Raw genomic sequence first — 15,144 nt, 5'->3', positions numbered from 1 at the left:
GCCGGGATCTGGCACAACAACAAGACCGGAGCACCCGTCACCCGATCACTGATCGCTTACGACCACTGACCAGGTTTCGGAACTACTCGTCTAGTGTTTCGAGAATGCAGTCCGGTCCCACGCAACCGCACGGCCATCCCCAGCCCTGGCCACCACCGTGGCCCGCTACCCCGCCCTCGACAGGCTCCGGAGCAGGTGCGGTGGTTGCCGCCGTACTGGTCGGCTGCTGGGCGGTGTTCCTGACCGTCACCACCCAGGCGATCGGCTGGCTGATCGCACAGCTGCTGCTCGCCTCCGGGATCGACGAGCCAGCCTGGCTGTGGCCGCTGGTCGGGGTGGTGAACGCGGCCCTGGTCGCGCTCCCCGCCGGGCTGCTCGCCGCGCTGCCCCGCTCACCAGCGGTCCGCACCACTGGGCGGGTCTGGCTGGTCAGCAGCATCGGGCTCGGCGTCTTCGGGCTGCTCCGGACGATCCCGATGCCGCACCACGAGGGCTACCTCGCTGCCCTGACCGCCGTCCTGGCGCTGGCCACCGTGCTGCTCCGCTGGCTGGCCCGCCGCGCCAAGCAGGCAGCCAATCCGTCGCCCACTGTCGTCGAGCCGCCGGTCGACTCGCCCTCCGTCGAGTTCACCGCCAAGTCGTCGGCGCTCGGATTCGGTATCGCCGCTGGACTGGCGCTGCTGCTGCCCTGGGCCTGGGTGGGCGCGCTGGGCGGGCTGCTGGAGACCGTACTGGCGATGGCGGTGGCAGCTGCCGCCGGCTGGTTCGCCGCCACCCTCCTCGACGGCCGGTTCTGGACGGCGTACCAGCGGCCGACCGACCGCCGACCGGCCAGTGGGCCTCGCCCGGTGCTGCTCGGCGGCCTGGTCGCGGGGGTGGCGCTGGTGCTGCTCGCCGCCGGAATCGGGCAGCCAGCTACGCAGCTCGCCCTGCTGTTCATTCTGCCGCCGGCCGGCTTCGCCCTCGCGGCCCTGCGTCCCCTGGCCCAGCGGGCCGCCTCATCCGGGACCCCACCGGGTGCCTCGGCGGCAACCGGCTGGCTGATCGGGCTGGCCACGCTCGGCCCGCTGGCCTTCGTCGACCCGGAAGAAGTCTCGCTGCTGCTGATGACCAGCCGGGACGTACCGTTCTGGGCCCTCGTTGCCGCCGGCAGCTCACTCGCCGTCGCGCTGCTGCTCGGTCTCGGGTACGCCCTCAGCTTCGCCCGCCCCCGGGCCGGGCTCCCCCGGCGGTGGCTCGGTGCGGCCACCGCCGTCGTCGTCCTGCTCGCCGGCACCGGCGTGTACGTCGGCCTCGGCCAGCCCGGCCTGTATGGCGAACGTCTCTTCGTGGTGCTCAAGGAACAGGCCGATCTGACCACGGTGAACGGCCAACCGGGTCAGGCCGGACGGGACGCCCGAGCCCGCGAGGTCTACCAACGGCTGGTCGCCACCGCTGAGCGGTCCCAGGCAGGACTACGTCGGGACCTGGACCGGCTGGGGTTGGACTACACGCCGTACTACCTGGTCAACGCGATCGAGGTGGATGGCGGGCCGGCCGTACGGGCCTGGTTGTCCCGGCACGACGCGGTGAGCCGGGTGCTACTCAGCCAACGGCTCCGCCCGCTGCCCGCCCCGATCGGGGTGACACACGGCGAGGCAGCCGCCCCGACCTCCGTACCGTGGAATCTCAGCCTGATCGGCGCGGACCGGGTCTGGTCGCAGCTCGGCGTCACCGGCACCGGAATCGTGGTCGGCGGCTCGGACTCCGGTGTGGACGGTCAGCATCCGACACTGGCGCCAGGCTTCCGGGGTGGCGACGACTCCTGGTACGACCCGTGGAACGCCACCCGCTCCCCCGACGACCAGAACGGCCACGGCACGCACACCCTGGCCACCGCCGTCGGCGGAAACAACGTCGGGGTGGCCCCCGGCGCTCGTTGGGTCGGCTGCGTCAACCTCGACCGGAATCTCGGCAACCCGGCCCGCTACCTGGACTGCCTACAGTTCATGCTCGCGCCGTTCCCGACCGGTGGTAATCCGTTCACCGACGGGCGGCCGGAGCGGGCCCCGCAGATCCTGACCAACTCGTGGGGTTGCCCGACGATCGAGGGCTGCGACCCGGGCGCGTTGCGTCCGGCCACCGCCGCCCTGGCCGCCGCCGGCATCTTCGTGACAGCAGCGGCCGGCAACACCGGCCCGTACTGCGGCTCGGTGGACGACCCGCCCGCCACCTATTCCGACGTCTTCACGGTCGGCGCGGTCGACCGCAAGCGGACGGTCACCGACTTCTCCAGTCGCGGACCGGCACCGGGCGGGACAGTCAAACCGGACCTGGTCGCCCCGGGTGCGGACATCCTGTCGGCCATGCCCGGCGGTGGTTACGCCGCCATGGACGGTACGTCGATGGCCACCCCGCACGTGGCTGGCGTGGTGGCCCTGATGTGGTCGGCCAATCCGGCGCTGATCGGCGACCTGGACCGCACCTGGGAGATCCTGCTCTCTACTACGACCTCGGTCAGCCCCGGCGCGGACCCGGCCAATTGTGGTGCCACCGCCAACGTCGAGGGCGCCGGCATGGTTGACGCGTACGCCGCCGTTCGCGCCGCCCGGATGTAGGGGAGTGATGTTAGGAAGGGCCCCTTCTTATCGTTTTCTGTATAGGAAGGGGCCCTTCCTAACACCTCACCCATGCCCTAGGGTCGCGCTTGTGGATCACGTGATCGTCGAGTTGACCGACGACGGCGTCCCCGCCGTGGTGCAGTTGTGCCGCGAGGCGCTGGACCTGCCGGAGGACGCCGCCGAGGCGGCCCAGATCGTCACCCGACTGCGCGAACGTCCCACCGATGGGCGTACCGCTGGGCTCGTCGCGATGGTCGACGACACCGTCGTCGGGGTCGCGCTCAGCTCGATCAGCGCGAAGGATCCGGCCTGGGGGCACGTCGACCTGCTCGCCGTACGGCCGTCGGCCCGTCGCCGAGGCATCGGCCGGGCACTACTGACCCGCACCGAGGAAGAGCTGGCCAAGCGGGGTGCGACCGAGGTACGACTGGCCGGCAATCCGCCGTACTACGCCTGGCCCGGCATCGACGTGCGGTACACACCGGCCATCTGTACGGCCCTGAAACTCGGCTACGAGCAGGACCGTACGGCGTGGAACATGACCGCCGACCTGTCGTACGACGATTCGCCGGCACTGCGGTCCACCGCGCCGGCCGAGGAGCGGCTGGCCGCAGCCGGCATCACGGTGCGTCAGGCGACGCCGGAGGACGTGCCGACGCTGGCCGCGCTCATCGGGGAGCACTTCGGTGGGGCGTGGACCGACGAGGTCACGCACGCGATCAACCGGGCGGACGGCGGCTGCCATCTGGCCGTACGCGATGGCGAGTTGCTTGGCTTCGCCGCGTACGGATCGTCCCGGCCGACCTGGTTCGGGCCGATGGGTACGGCACCGGCCGCCGAAGGGCTGGGCATCGGTTCGGTGCTGCTCCGTCGCTGTCTGCGTGACCAGCGAGCGGCCGGGCACGAGCAGGCCCAGATCGGTTGGGTCGGCCCGGTGCCGTTCTATTCCGGCAGTGCTGGTGCCCGAATCGAGCGGGTGTTCTTCCTCTACCGCAAGCAACTCTGAGCCGGCGGGCGCGCCGTAGAGTTGACCTTGACCTCAAGCTCGGTTCAGTTTCTAGGCTCGCCGCCATGCATGCCCAGACCCACCTGCGTATCGCCCGACCGGTGTCCGATCCCGCCGCAGCGGAGCGGTTCCACGTCGCCGGCCTCGGCCTGACGGTCCTCTACCGGCAAGAAGCCACCGAGCCAGATGAACACGATCTCCTCATGGTCGGCATGCCCGACGGTGCCTGGCACCTGGAACTTGTCGGCAGCGCGAATCTCGCGGTACGTCCGACGCCGACCCCGGAGGATCTGCTCGTGCTCTACCTCGACGGACCGGTCGACCCGGCGCTGGTGGACCGGTGCGTCGAGGCCGGCGGAACCGTGGTCTCCACCAGCCCGTACTGGGATCGGTGGGGCGTCACCATCGCCGATCCCGACGGCTACCGGTACGTCCTCTGCACCCGTTCCTGGCAGAACAAGGTCGAGCCGGGGCAGCCCCAACCACGCTGGTAGGCCCGCCACACGATGGTCCCACCTCCCGACGCCAGGAGAACATCTTGTACGCAGTACGACTGCATGCCTACGGCCCTGCCACGAACCTGCACCTCGAAGAGGTCCCCGACCCGGTCCCCGGCACAGGCCAGGTACGCATCGATGTCGAAGCCACCGGTGTCCATCTGATCGAAACCCGGCTGCGCGCCGGCGTCCAGGTCGGGCCGCACCCGCCCCCGCCACTTCCGGTGATCCTCGGTGGCGATGTGGCCGGGGTGGTCGGGGCGGTGGGGCCCGGCGTGGCCGAGGAGTGGCTCGGTCGCCGAGTGGTCGCCTCACTCGGTTCGGACGGCGGGTACGCCGAACTGGCGATCGCCAGTGTCGAGGCGCTGCACCCGATCCCGGACCACCTGGCTGCGGACACGGCAGTGGCGATGAACTCGACGGGGACGACGGCGCTGGGCGTACTCCGTCAGGCGCGGTTGACCGATGCTGACGTCGTACTGGTGATGTCCGCCGCAGGCGGTCTCGGCAGCCTCTTCGTACAGGCCGCCCGGAACGTCGGTGCCACTGTGGTCGGGGTGGCGGGTGGTCCGGCGAAGGTCGAGCGGGTTCGTTCGCTGGGCGCTGACATCGCGGTGGACTACCGGGACGGGGACTGGTCAAGTCGGGTTCGCTCCGCACTGGACGGTCGCGAGGTGACCGTCGTCCTGGATGGTGTCGGCGGTGCCGCCGGTCGTACGGCGTTCGAGCTGCTCGGTCCCGGTGGCCGCATCCTGCTGTACGGCTGGGCGGCCGGGGAACCGACCGCGATCAGCACGTCGGATCTGATCGTTCGTGGGCTCACCGCCACTTGGGCGCTCGGGCCGGGCATGGTCCCCACCGGCGGCTGGTACGCGTTGCAGCAACAGGCGCTCGCCGAGGCCGCAGCCGGCCGGCTCACGCCGATCATCTCCCGCTTTCCGCTTCGTTTGGCCGCTGATGCGCACGCCGCACTGGAAGGTCGGGCAGCCGAGGGAATGGTGGTATTGACCGCCGATCGGTGGGGCCGAAAGCCGCCGACGAACGACGGACCGTTCGAGAAGGCGCAATAAGAAAGGGGTAAACCGGCACAATACCCCGTTCCACCAATCTCCTCTCTCACCAGGTCCTACCGTGTGGCTGAGAGGAGGAGGTCATGGCGAACGACGAGGAAGCTAGTGACGATCTCCAATCGGCCCCCTGGGCCCGAATGACGGAACTGCCCGAAGAGGCTCCGTTCAGCCGGCTCGACTACGGGGACGCGGACCAGCGGGTCGAGATGGACGGCACCGACGACGACCCGTACGACGAGCCGGTCGAATTGGTCGACGCGCCCATTCAGATCCGGCAACCGTTCACCCGGGCCGAGAAGCGGCGGAACCAACGGCCACTTCCGACGTGACAGCAGCGTGATCGCCTCGAACGGCACGGTACGGGCGACGTAGCGCAGTCGGTCGAACCGACGACGGCATGACGAAGGGGCGGACCGCTCGCGCGGCCCGCCCCTTCTTTGTCCTACGTGATGGACTCTGAACTCAGAAGTCCATCTCCCCGCCACCCGGCGCGGCCGGGGCAGCCGGGGTCTTCTCCGGCTTGTCCGCCACCACAGCCTCGGTGGTCAGGAACAGGGCCGCGATCGACGACGCGTTCTGCAGCGCCGAACGGGTCACCTTGGCCGGGTCGATGATGCCGGCCTTGAGCAGGTCGACGTACTCACCGTTGGCGGCGTTGAGGCCGTGGCCGGCGTCCAGGTTGCGGACCCGCTCCACCACGACGCCACCCTCGAGGCCGGCGTTGACGGCGATCTGCCGCAGCGGGGCGTCCAGCGCGATCTTGACGATCTGCGCACCGGTCGCCTCGTCACCGGCGAGGTCCAGCTTGTCGAAGGCGGTCTTGCCGGCCTGCACCAGCGCGACGCCACCACCGGGGACGATGCCCTCTTCGACGGCCGCCTTGGCGTTACGCACGGCGTCCTCGATGCGGTGCTTGCGCTCCTTCAGCTCGACCTCGGTGGCCGCGCCGACCTTGATGACCGCAACGCCGCCGGCCAGCTTGGCCAGCCGCTCCTGCAGCTTCTCGCGGTCGTAGTCGGAGTCGCTCTTCTCGATCTCGGCCCGGATCTGGTTGACCCGACCCTGGATCTGGTCGGCGTCACCGGCACCGTCGACGATGGTGGTCTCGTCCTTGGTGATGACGACCTTGCGCGCCTGGCCCAGCAGGTCCAGGTTGGCGGCGTCCAGCTTGAGGCCGATCTCCTCGCTGATGACCTGGCCACCGGTGAGGATGGCGATGTCACCCAGCATGGCCTTGCGGCGGTCGCCGAAGCCCGGGGCCTTGACGGCGACGGACTTGAAGGTGCCCCGCACCTTGTTGACGATCAGGGTGGCCAGGGCCTCGCCCTCGACGTCCTCGGCGAGGATCACCAGCGGCTTGCCGCCCTGCATGACCTTCTCGAGGATCGGCAGCAGGTCCTTGACCGCGGAGATCTTGCTGTTGGCGATCAGGATGTACGGGTCGTCGAAGACCGCTTCCATCCGCTCCGGGTCGGTCATGAAGTACGCCGAGACGTACCCCTTGTCGAAGCGCATGCCCTCGGTGAGCTCAAGCTCCAGCCCGAAGGTGTTGCTCTCCTCGACGGTGATGACGCCTTCCTTGCCGACCTTGTCCATCGCCTCGGCGATGATCTCACCAACGGTGGTGTCACCGGCGGAGATCGACGCGGTGGAGGCGATCTGCTCCTTGGTCTCGACGTCCTTGGCGAGCTTGGCCAGCTCCTCCGCCACGGCACCGACGGCGGCCTCGATGCCCCGCTTCAGGGCCATCGGGTTCGCACCGGCCGCGACGTTGCGCAGGCCCTCGCGGACCAGCGCCTGGGCCAGGACGGTCGCCGTCGTCGTGCCGTCACCGGCCACGTCGTCGGTCTTCTTGGCGACCTCCTTGACCAGCTCAGCGCCGATCTTCTCGTACGGGTCCTCGAGCTCGATCTCCTTGGCGATGCTCACACCATCGTTGGTGATGGTGGGGGCGCCCCACTTCTTCTCGAGCACGACGTTGCGGCCCTTGGGGCCCAGCGTCACCTTTACGGCGTCAGCGAGGGTGTTCATGCCCCGCTCGAGGCCCCGACGGGCCTCCTCGTCGAACGCGATCATCTTGGCCATACGGCGTTGTCCTCCTGGACACTCACGGCCACCCGATCCCGGTTGGGCTACGGGTGGGCCGCCTGGTTACGCACCTTCGGACGCCACTACCTGGCGACAATGACGTCCGCCGGCCGGGCGGACAGCCCGCGACGACCGGCCATGTGCCGCACATCCGTCTCCATCGGTTGCGCGACCGTGGCCCTACCGCCCCGACCTTTGGCACTCGCGGGGTGCGAGTGCCAACACCCTGTTTTTAGCACTCTCCCCTACCGAGTGCAAGCGCGTCGGGGCGTCCCGTCCGTGGTTCGGACTCGGTCCCGTACGTCGAATCAGCCGAAGGCCAACGAAGAGTCGGCCGAGGATCACCCGAGTTCCTGAGCCAGTCGGGCAGTAGTCACCTGCGACTCGTGGCCGCGCTGCTCGGCCTAGGTGACCAGCAGAGCGACCAGCAGCACCAAGTAGATGGGCAGGCTCAACAGATTCCAGACGATGCTGCTGAGGGCGGCAGCCCCGAACTGGTCGACCCCGAAGATCAACTCAGTCGCGCTCTGGGCCAAGTCGATGACGAAGAAGCCACCGAAGTAGGTAGCGAAGACGAGAAACAGCCGGGTCAGCATCGCGCCCGGGTCGGCATGGAACATGTGCATCGAGCGCGCAATCGGATTGGTTCGCTCGAAGAGGACGACCAGGGCGGCCATGCTCAGGGCCCGGGCAAGGCCCGCCATCGGTTACACCCGGCGTATCGGATGGGCCGGCTCCGCCAAGCGTCAGAAGATCGATCACCAGCGCCGGCCCGACCTGCGTAGCGAGCATGATCGGTAAAAGAATTGACCGGCTTCGTCTGACGGATCCCACTACCCGACTGATCCAACCATTGAGCCCGGCCCCGACTGGCGCCACCAAAGGGTCGTCGGGGTCAGTCTGGCCGCCCCATTCCGGATACAACTCCGCCACCCCTATCCTCAGTGACCGTGACCTGAACAGGCCACGGTCCTGCCGGATCAGACATGAGAAGCGGTGGTCAACCGATCAGGCGATGACGCGTACCTTCTCGGCCTGCGGGCCCTTCTCGCCCTGGGCAATCTCGAACTCGACCCGCTGCCCGTCATCCAATGCCTTGTAACCGTCCATCTGGATCGCGGAGAAGTGGACGAAGACGTCCTGCCCGCCGTCGACCGCGATGAAGCCGTAGCCCTTTTCGCTGTTGAACCACTTGACGGTGCCCTGTGCCACGGTGCACTTCCTCACTTCGATTGGTGCCGGGTCAACGACAACCCCCGACCACGGCGTACGCCTGCCGGGACCGCCAGTTTCGACACGCCTGTCCGGCCTGTCGAATCAGCGGTCGAAATCGCACGGTACACCAGCCCTCTCAGCTCCGCACTACCCCAAATCGGACATGACGAGCCACCCGATAAAACCGTCCGCACCCGCTTCTCCGATGGGGCCAGCCACACCACCCACACCCACCCGGTTTACCTGAGAAAACACGCTCACCTATTGGCGCTTGTCTCTGTAAGTAGGGAGTGGCCCAAGTGGCGTTACCGAATCAGGTTGCCGGCCATCGTGGGCCCCGGTAGGCATGCCTCATGACACGCACATGGGCTGCCGATCCGGAGCCCGCCGCCGCGCCGGCCGGCCCGCCCCGCCGTCGGGGCCACCTGGTCGACAGCACCGCTGACCCGACCCGCCGCCGTAGGCAACCGGCCGACGGCAACATCGTCGTACGCCGCATCCGGCCAGCCGACGCGGCCCGGATGCGGGCGCTGCGGCTGGAGATGCTCGCTGACTCGCCGCTCGCCTTCCTGGAGACCCTGGCGGAGGCGGCGGCGCGCCCGCACAACGAGTTCGCCGCCCGGATCGCCGACGACTCGACCGCCCGGGGATCCGTCCGGTCGATCGCGGAGCACAACAGCCGCATTGTCGAACGCAACGGCCGTGCCGTGGGGCGCAACAGTCGCCTCGTGGGACACGCGGGCGGCTTCCCGGCGCCCGACGATCCCGGGCTGACCATAATCTTCGGCGTCTATCTGAGCCCGGACTGGCGGGGCCGAGGGCTGCTCGCCGAATTGATCGAGGATGTGGCGGCCTGGTCCCGGGCGGCCGGGCGGCCGGAGCTGATGCTGGAGGTCGTGGTCGGCAACGACCGGGCGACGCGAGCCTATGAACGGCTGGGCTTCCTCGATACCGGGGTACGCGTCCCACACCCGACGTTGCCGACACTCACCGAACTCCAGATGCGCCGTACCGCCTAGCGCCGGCCCCACCGCTCAGCGTTCGTCTACCGGTTGACCTCAGGCGGCGTACGGGGTGTTCCGCCGAGCATCATGGAGGGCACCACCCCACCAGGCCAACTGGTCGAGCAGCACCTTGGCCGCGCCGTTAGGTGCGTCGGGCTCCTTGAGGCGACCATCAGCCTCGAAGACTTCCCAGAAGTTCGGAAAGCTCACACTGTCCCGCGTGGTGACAGCATGCATCTCCGCAAATACCAACCGGAGCTGTTCGACCGCCCGCAGACCCCCGCTTACTCCGCCGTACGACACGAAACCGACCGGCTTGGCCTGCCACTGGTCGAAGTGCCAATCGATGAGGTGCTTGATCGACGCGGGAAAGCTGTGGTTGTACTCCGGGGTCACCACGACGAACGCGTCCGCCGTGTCGAGCCGTTCGGCGAGGGCCACCAGCTCGGCCGACCGACCCTCGATCTGCCGCAGCACAGCCGGATTCGCTGGAAGCGCGGCAGGCAGCTGGATCTCCGCCAGGTCGATGAGATCAAGGCTGAACCGACCATGCTGCTCCGCCTCATCGGCGAACCACTGCGCGACCACTGGCCCGAACCGCCCCTGCCGGACGCTGGCGAGGATCACCGCGAGCTTGAGATTGCTGCTGGACATCGTCGTACTCCCTGACTGGCTGTGCTGAATGTCGATGACGCTTCAGAACATGCCGGGTCGACAGCTGACGAAGAAGGCCGGCCGGAGACAGGCCCTGACAGGGCTACCCTCCGCCCCGGCAGGGGCCGATAGCCTCCAACGGTGAGCGACAACGATCTCGGCGCGTTCCTGCGTGCTCGCCGCGAAGCCGTCACCCCCGCCGAGGTCGGCCTGCCGGGCGGTGCCCGTCGCCGTACGCCGGGCTTGCGCCGGTCCGAATTGGCGACCCTCGCCAACGTCAGCGTCGAATACCTCACCCGGCTTGAACAGGGGCGTGACCGCAACCCGTCACCCCACGTGATCATCACGCTTGCCGACGCGTTGCGCCTCTCCGCCGACGAGCGCCTCTACCTTCACCAACTCGTGAAGGCTGCTGGCGGTGCCGCCTGTCGCGGCGCACAACCGCCCGTCCGTTCGGTGCGACCCACTGTGCAGGCGATGCTTGACCGATTCGAACCCCACCCGGCGTTCGTGATCAATTATCTGACCGAGGTACTCGCCTTCACGACGGGTTACGAACGGATCGTCGGCCCGATCGGGCTCCTGGATGCCCGGTCCCCCAGTCTCGCCCGGTTCGTGTTCACCGACACTCGGGCTCGGTCCGTCTATCCCGACTGGGACCGTGTCGCCGACCAGCAGGTCGCCGTCCTCAGGATCGGCGCGTACCAAACCGCCCCACACGTCACGGCGCTCACCCAGGAGCTGACCGTCGTCGCTGGAATGCCGTTCGCCGAACGGCTCGCTGGCCCGCCCGTCGTGCCCGCTCGTACCGGCGTCGACCGTCTGATCCATCCCGAGGTGGGCGAGTTGCGACTGGCTTACGAGAGCCTCGACCTACCTGGCGCCGATGGCCAGCAACTGGTCGTCTACCTCCCCGCCGACGACGCCACATCCGCCGCACTCGACCGTCTCACCGGGCGTCGACCGGGCGCACTCCGGATGGTGCACGACTCGACGCCACAGTCGAGCAGCGACGACCGGTCCGCCCGTACGGCGAGCGCCTGACGGCCCCGCCCCGCCTTGGGCAGATGTTAGGAAGGGCCCCTTCCTATACAAAAAGCGATAGGAAGGGGCCCTTCCTAACATCAGGCGGTGTGGCGGCGGGACTGTACGACGCGGAACCGGCTGGCCACGTACGCACCGTCGGTCAGGGCGGCGTTCGCTGCCGGGTTGGCACCGCTGGCATGGAAGTCGGAGAAGGCTGCCGACTGGTTGACGAAGACACCCCCGAGCAGGTTGCAGGACAGGTGCACGCCGGTGTCCACCGCCGCCGCCTCGACGGCGTCCAGCACCTTCTCGTCGGTGGCGTAGACGGCTGCGGTCAACGCGCCCCGCTCGCCGACGGTGTCCCGGAAGATCCGCAGGCTGTGCTCGGTGGAGTCGGTGGCGATCACGAACGAGATGGGTCCGAACCACTCCCGACCATAGGTCTGGGCGGCGTCCGCGCCGAGCTTCACGATCGTCGGCGTACGGACCACTGCCCCCGGGTAGGTCGGGTGCTCGATCGTCCGGGACGCCAGGACCGCCTCGCCGAGCCCGGCCACCTCGTCCAGCCGGGCGAGTACGCCGTCGTTGACGATCGCGCCGGTCATCTCCACGGCACGGGCCGGGTCACCGGTCAGTTTGCCGACCACCCCGGCGATGCCGGCCGCAACCTCGTCGAAGCTCTTGTGTCCCTGGTCGGTGCTGATGCCACCGGCCGGAATAAGAATGTTCTGCGGGGTGGTGCACATTTGTCCGCTATAGAGGGTCAGCGAGAAGCCGATGTTGCGGCACATGCCGACGAAGTCGTCGGTGGAGTCGATGACGATGGTGTTGACGCCGGCCTTCTCGGTGTAGACGACCGCCTGCCGGGCGTTGGCTTCGAGCCAGTCGCCGTACTCGGTGGAGCCGGTAAAGTCGACGATCTTGACTTCGGGGCGTACGGCCAGCGTGGAGGCGAGCCCTTCGCCGGGCGCCTCGGTGGCGAGCAGCACCAGGTTGGGGTCGAACCCGGCCTCGGCAAGCACCTCCCGGGCGTAGCGGACGGTGATCGCCAGCGGCAGTACGGCCCGTGGGTGCGGCTTGACGATCACCGGGTTGCCGGTGGCCAGCGAGGCGAAGAGGCCCGGGTACGAGTTCCAGGTCGGGAAGGTGTTGCAGCCGACCACCAGCGCCACCCCCCGGGGTACGACGTGGAAGGTCTTGGTCATCCGCAACGGGTCGCCTTTGCCGGCTGGCTTCTCCCACTCGGCGGTCGCCGGGTGCCGGGTCATCTCGGCGTAGGCGTAGGCGAGCGCTTCGAGTGCCCGGTCCAGGGCGTGCGCCCCACCGGCCTGGAAGGCCATGAGGAACGCCTGCCCGCTGGTGGCCTGTACGGCGTTGGCCATCTCGAAGACGTGTGCGTGCAGCCGGGCGAGGATCTCCAGGCACACGCCCAGTCGGGTCTGCGGCCCGGCGTCCCGCCAGCTGGGCAGGGCGGCGGTGGCGGCGGCCAGTAGCGCGTCCGGGTCGGCATGCGGGTAGCGCACGTTCAGGTGGATGCCGAACGGGCTGACCTCGGTGGCGACCCAGTCCCGAGTGCCAGGCTGATCGAGGGGGAAGTCGCCGTGGTACGCGTCGAAGGCCGCCTTGCCCTCGGCGGCGGCGGTCTCGCCGTACAGCCGAGGGCTGGGCGACTCCGGATAGGCGGACCAGTAGCCACGATCTTTGATCGCGGTCAGCGCCTTGGCCAGGGTGTCGGCATGCTTGGCATACAGGGGGTGCGGGGTCTCCGTCATGCCGTCATCATGCCGCAGGACGGCCCAGGCTCAGAGAGTCAGTTGCCATTCGATGGAGTTGTCGACCGGCCGGAAGCCCATCGCCTCGTTGATCGAAATCATGTGATCGTTGGTAGCCGCGTTCCAGGTGTCCACCACCCGTAGTTCGGGCTCGGCCGCCAGGGCGTACCGCAGGTTTGCGATTTTGACGATTGCGCCGAGTCGGTGGCCCCGGTGCTCGGGGTCGACGATGGTGATCTGCTGGTACGCGTGCCAGGGGCTGGTGGCGGCAAAGTTCAGCAGGCTCCAGGCGACGAGTCTGCCGGACGCTTCGTGCCGCATCCCGCTGTGGTAGTGGCGTACGCCGCGCAGTGCAAGCGCCTGCTCCGCCGCCTGGATCCGGTCCGCGTCGGTCTTGGTCGGCTCCCACTCCAGATCGCCCATGGGGGCATCCTTGAGCAGTCGTCCGTCAAGGTAGGCGACGTCGTCGAGGTACGCCTCGGGGGTCTTTCCGACCCACTGGACCAGGGAATAGCCCTCCGCCCTGGACCATGCCTCGGTCCACAGTCGGTCCAGTTCCGCCTGGTCGACCGCGGTGACGTCGAGCCGACGACGTACCTCGGTGAGGGCTGCCGTCGCGCCCATGGCCGCCGCGAACGCCGAGCCCGCCTCGGATCGGGTCGGGCCGCCGGGCAAGGCGCTGATGATTCCGCCGACGATCCGTTTCCGTCCTCGCTCGGCCACCACCCGGCACGCGTGCTCGTACAGGGCCCGGCCCACGCCTCGCCGCCGATAGCTCGGGTGTACGTGCAACTCGAAGCCGGCGTTCTCGGTGTTCTCGATGGTGGGCAGCTCGATGCTGATATGGCCGACGGTTACGCCGTCAAGATGGGCTTGCCCGTGCCAGGGTTGGTTACCGGGCATGGGATGTCGCAGTTTGGCGATGAAGTGTTGCCGACAAACCGGCGGAAGGTCGGGCACGTCAGCGGCGTAGCTGGCCGCCTCGATCTCGTACGACCGCTCGACGGCGGCATCGTCGGTCACGTCCAGCGGAACAACAACGATTTCCACAGGCTGAGCGTGACGCTTCGACGCTGCTACCGCGACTGGTTTTCGTACCGGCACCTGAGCGAGTGGCCGGGTGTCCGGCGAGCTGCTGGCAGGACCGGTTCGTCCACACTATAAATAGACAATGTTCTCTGAAGGGGCTCGTCGGTTCTACGAACAACTGCTGACGATCGGCGGACGAGCCCTCGCGGAAATCACTGATCCAGTTGAGCATGCGGCGCTGGCCGAGCTACGCGAGCGCGGCCTGGTGTGGGAATCAGTGGATCTGCCGGTCGTGGTGCACCCGGTGACGCCATTGACCGCGCTACGGCGGCTGCTCATGCGGTGGCGGCGGGACACTGCCGAACAGCAGCTCCGGGTGCTGTCGCACGCCGCCTGGCTGGAGGGCCTGGACGGACGACCCGCGACCCGGCTGACCGACCAGACCAGGTTGGGGGTGACACTGCACGTCGACCGTACGGAGATCATCGGCATCCAGCGGGAACTCGTGCTGGGTGCCCGCCGCGAGTGCCGCAACCTGGAGACACATCACTTCACCGTGTGGCCGACCAGCCGGGCGACGTTGACGGCACCGACCACGGCTCGGGCGCGTGGCGTACGGCATCGCAGCATCTGCACCGACGCGCTGATGACGGACGACACCTGCCGCGGGCTGATCCGGCAGGCGCTGGCCGCTGGCGAGGAATACCGGGTCCTGCCCGACCTACCGATGAAGATGGTGCTCGCCGACGACACGGCTCTTGTTGCACTGACTCCGATCGGCGTGGAGGCGGCGATGCTGATCCACGCGCCCGTGGTGGTCGCCGCGCTGGGCGACTACTTCGAGATGCTGTGGCAGCGCGCTGCTGCACTCAGCCCGCCGGACGAGGCGGGAACGCTGTCGGCCCGCCGCCGGGAGGTGCTCCGACTCGCCGCAACCGGGCTGAAGGACGAGGCCATCGCGCGCACCCTCGGCCTGAGCACCCGCTCGGTCCGGCGACACATCGACGCACTGGAACGGGAGGTCGGTGCCGTCAACCGGCTGACCCTGGGCATTGAGGCGAGTCGCCGAGGCTGGGTTTGATCTTTTCTCCGGCCGCTTGTGGCCAACTGTCCGCACTGGCCGTCTAGGCAGCGCGAACTCCGCCAATAGCATCGATCAGAGCAGATATTTTCGGATGCGTCC

Annotated in this window: 14 protein-coding genes; 8 read left to right on the top strand and 6 right to left on the bottom strand. The window is 68.5% G+C overall.

The annotated features are described in order from the left end of the window. The first annotated feature begins 104 nt into the window (after nt 1–104). The 5 genes from ACWDV4_RS29795 (at nt 105) to ACWDV4_RS29775 (ending at nt 5,502) form a co-directional block, all read left to right on the top strand. Nucleotides 105–2,597, top strand: coding sequence for a S8 family serine peptidase (locus ACWDV4_RS29795; RefSeq protein ID WP_449985570.1), 2,493 nt, complete (start codon nt 105–107; stop codon nt 2,595–2,597). Nucleotides 2,598–2,688: 91 nt separating this feature from the next. Next, nucleotides 2,689–3,606 (top strand): GNAT family N-acetyltransferase, encoded by a 918-nt coding sequence (locus tag ACWDV4_RS29790; RefSeq protein ID WP_449985567.1) that lies wholly within the window; start codon nt 2,689–2,691, stop codon nt 3,604–3,606. A gap of 65 nt (nt 3,607–3,671) precedes the next feature. After that, the gene (locus ACWDV4_RS29785; RefSeq protein WP_449985565.1) at nt 3,672–4,100 is read left to right on the top strand and encodes a VOC family protein; all 429 of its coding nucleotides are present in this window, start codon (nt 3,672–3,674) and stop codon (nt 4,098–4,100) included. A 44-nt stretch (nt 4,101–4,144) separates the two neighbouring features. After that, the gene (locus ACWDV4_RS29780; protein ID WP_449985562.1) at nt 4,145–5,173 is read left to right on the top strand and encodes a zinc-binding dehydrogenase; all 1,029 of its coding nucleotides are present in this window, start codon (nt 4,145–4,147) and stop codon (nt 5,171–5,173) included. A gap of 137 nt (nt 5,174–5,310) precedes the next feature. Continuing rightward, nucleotides 5,311–5,502, top strand: a complete 192-nt coding sequence (locus ACWDV4_RS29775) for a hypothetical protein (RefSeq protein WP_449985572.1) — start codon at nt 5,311–5,313, stop codon at nt 5,500–5,502. Nucleotides 5,503–5,635: 133 nt separating this feature from the next. On the opposite strand, the gene groL is transcribed toward ACWDV4_RS29775, so the two are convergent. The 3 genes from groL to ACWDV4_RS29760 form a co-directional block, all read right to left on the bottom strand. After that, entirely contained in the window at nt 5,636–7,258 is a 1,623-nt protein-coding gene (gene groL / locus ACWDV4_RS29770) for a chaperonin GroEL (RefSeq protein WP_449985559.1), read from the bottom strand. A gap of 407 nt (nt 7,259–7,665) precedes the next feature. Further along, nucleotides 7,666–7,965, bottom strand: coding sequence for a hypothetical protein (locus tag ACWDV4_RS29765; RefSeq protein WP_449985556.1), 300 nt, complete (start codon nt 7,963–7,965; stop codon nt 7,666–7,668). Nucleotides 7,966–8,269: 304 nt separating this feature from the next. After that, a complete protein-coding gene (locus ACWDV4_RS29760) occupies nt 8,270–8,473 on the bottom strand; it encodes a cold-shock protein (RefSeq protein WP_184535519.1) in 204 nt (67 codons plus the stop codon). Between the two features lie 356 nt (nt 8,474–8,829). On the opposite strand from ACWDV4_RS29760, the gene ACWDV4_RS29755 reads away from it, so the two are divergent. Continuing rightward, nucleotides 8,830–9,495 carry an N-acetyltransferase family protein gene (locus ACWDV4_RS29755; protein ID WP_449985554.1) on the top strand — a complete coding sequence of 222 codons (666 nt, stop codon included), beginning with the start codon at nt 8,830–8,832 and terminating at the stop codon, nt 9,493–9,495. Between the two features lie 39 nt (nt 9,496–9,534). On the opposite strand, the gene ACWDV4_RS29750 is transcribed toward ACWDV4_RS29755, so the two are convergent. Further along, complete coding sequence (locus ACWDV4_RS29750; protein ID WP_449985551.1) at nt 9,535–10,134, bottom strand: NADPH-dependent FMN reductase; 600 nt, start codon at nt 10,132–10,134, stop codon at nt 9,535–9,537. A 141-nt stretch (nt 10,135–10,275) separates the two neighbouring features. Here ACWDV4_RS29750 and ACWDV4_RS29745 point away from each other — a divergent pair, with 141 nt between their 5' ends. After that, nucleotides 10,276–11,178, top strand: coding sequence for a helix-turn-helix domain-containing protein (locus ACWDV4_RS29745; RefSeq protein WP_449985548.1), 903 nt, complete (start codon nt 10,276–10,278; stop codon nt 11,176–11,178). Nucleotides 11,179–11,258: 80 nt separating this feature from the next. Here ACWDV4_RS29745 and paaN read toward each other — a convergent pair whose 3' ends face one another. Beyond that, entirely contained in the window at nt 11,259–12,932 is a 1,674-nt protein-coding gene (gene paaN, locus ACWDV4_RS29740) for a phenylacetic acid degradation protein PaaN (RefSeq protein WP_449985545.1), read from the bottom strand. A 30-nt stretch (nt 12,933–12,962) separates the two neighbouring features. Continuing rightward, a complete protein-coding gene (locus ACWDV4_RS29735) occupies nt 12,963–13,982 on the bottom strand; it encodes a GNAT family N-acetyltransferase (protein ID WP_449985542.1) in 1,020 nt (339 codons plus the stop codon). Between the two features lie 121 nt (nt 13,983–14,103). Here ACWDV4_RS29735 and ACWDV4_RS29730 point away from each other — a divergent pair, with 121 nt between their 5' ends. Continuing rightward, nucleotides 14,104–15,042: a LuxR C-terminal-related transcriptional regulator gene (locus ACWDV4_RS29730; RefSeq protein ID WP_449985540.1), complete on the top strand. Its 939-nt coding sequence runs from the start codon at nt 14,104–14,106 to the stop codon at nt 15,040–15,042. The last annotated feature ends 102 nt before the right edge of the window (nt 15,043–15,144 follow it).

The organism is Micromonospora sp. NPDC003197 (genome assembly GCF_053590565.1).
This window is presented reverse-complemented; position numbering and strand designations above follow the sequence as displayed.

What these genes read in the sequence shown, in the direction of transcription:
- ACWDV4_RS29795 (WP_449985570.1), top strand. Translation starts at nt 105, where the DNA reads ATGCAGTCCGGTCCCACGCAACCGCACGGCCATCCCCAGCCCTGGCCA.
- ACWDV4_RS29785 (WP_449985565.1), top strand. Translation starts at nt 3,672, where the DNA reads ATGCATGCCCAGACCCACCTGCGTATCGCCCGACCGGTGTCCGATCCC.
- ACWDV4_RS29775 (WP_449985572.1), top strand. Translation starts at nt 5,311, where the DNA reads ATGACGGAACTGCCCGAAGAGGCTCCGTTCAGCCGGCTCGACTACGGG.
- groL (WP_449985559.1), bottom strand. Translation starts at nt 7,258, where the DNA reads ATGGCCAAGATGATCGCGTTCGACGAGGAGGCCCGTCGGGGCCTCGAG.
- ACWDV4_RS29765 (WP_449985556.1), bottom strand. Translation starts at nt 7,965, where the DNA reads ATGGCGGGCCTTGCCCGGGCCCTGAGCATGGCCGCCCTGGTCGTCCTC.
- ACWDV4_RS29755 (WP_449985554.1), top strand. Translation starts at nt 8,830, where the DNA reads ATGACACGCACATGGGCTGCCGATCCGGAGCCCGCCGCCGCGCCGGCC.
- ACWDV4_RS29750 (WP_449985551.1), bottom strand. Translation starts at nt 10,134, where the DNA reads ATGTCCAGCAGCAATCTCAAGCTCGCGGTGATCCTCGCCAGCGTCCGG.
- paaN (WP_449985545.1), bottom strand. Translation starts at nt 12,932, where the DNA reads ATGACGGAGACCCCGCACCCCCTGTATGCCAAGCATGCCGACACCCTG.
- ACWDV4_RS29730 (WP_449985540.1), top strand. Translation starts at nt 14,104, where the DNA reads ATGTTCTCTGAAGGGGCTCGTCGGTTCTACGAACAACTGCTGACGATC.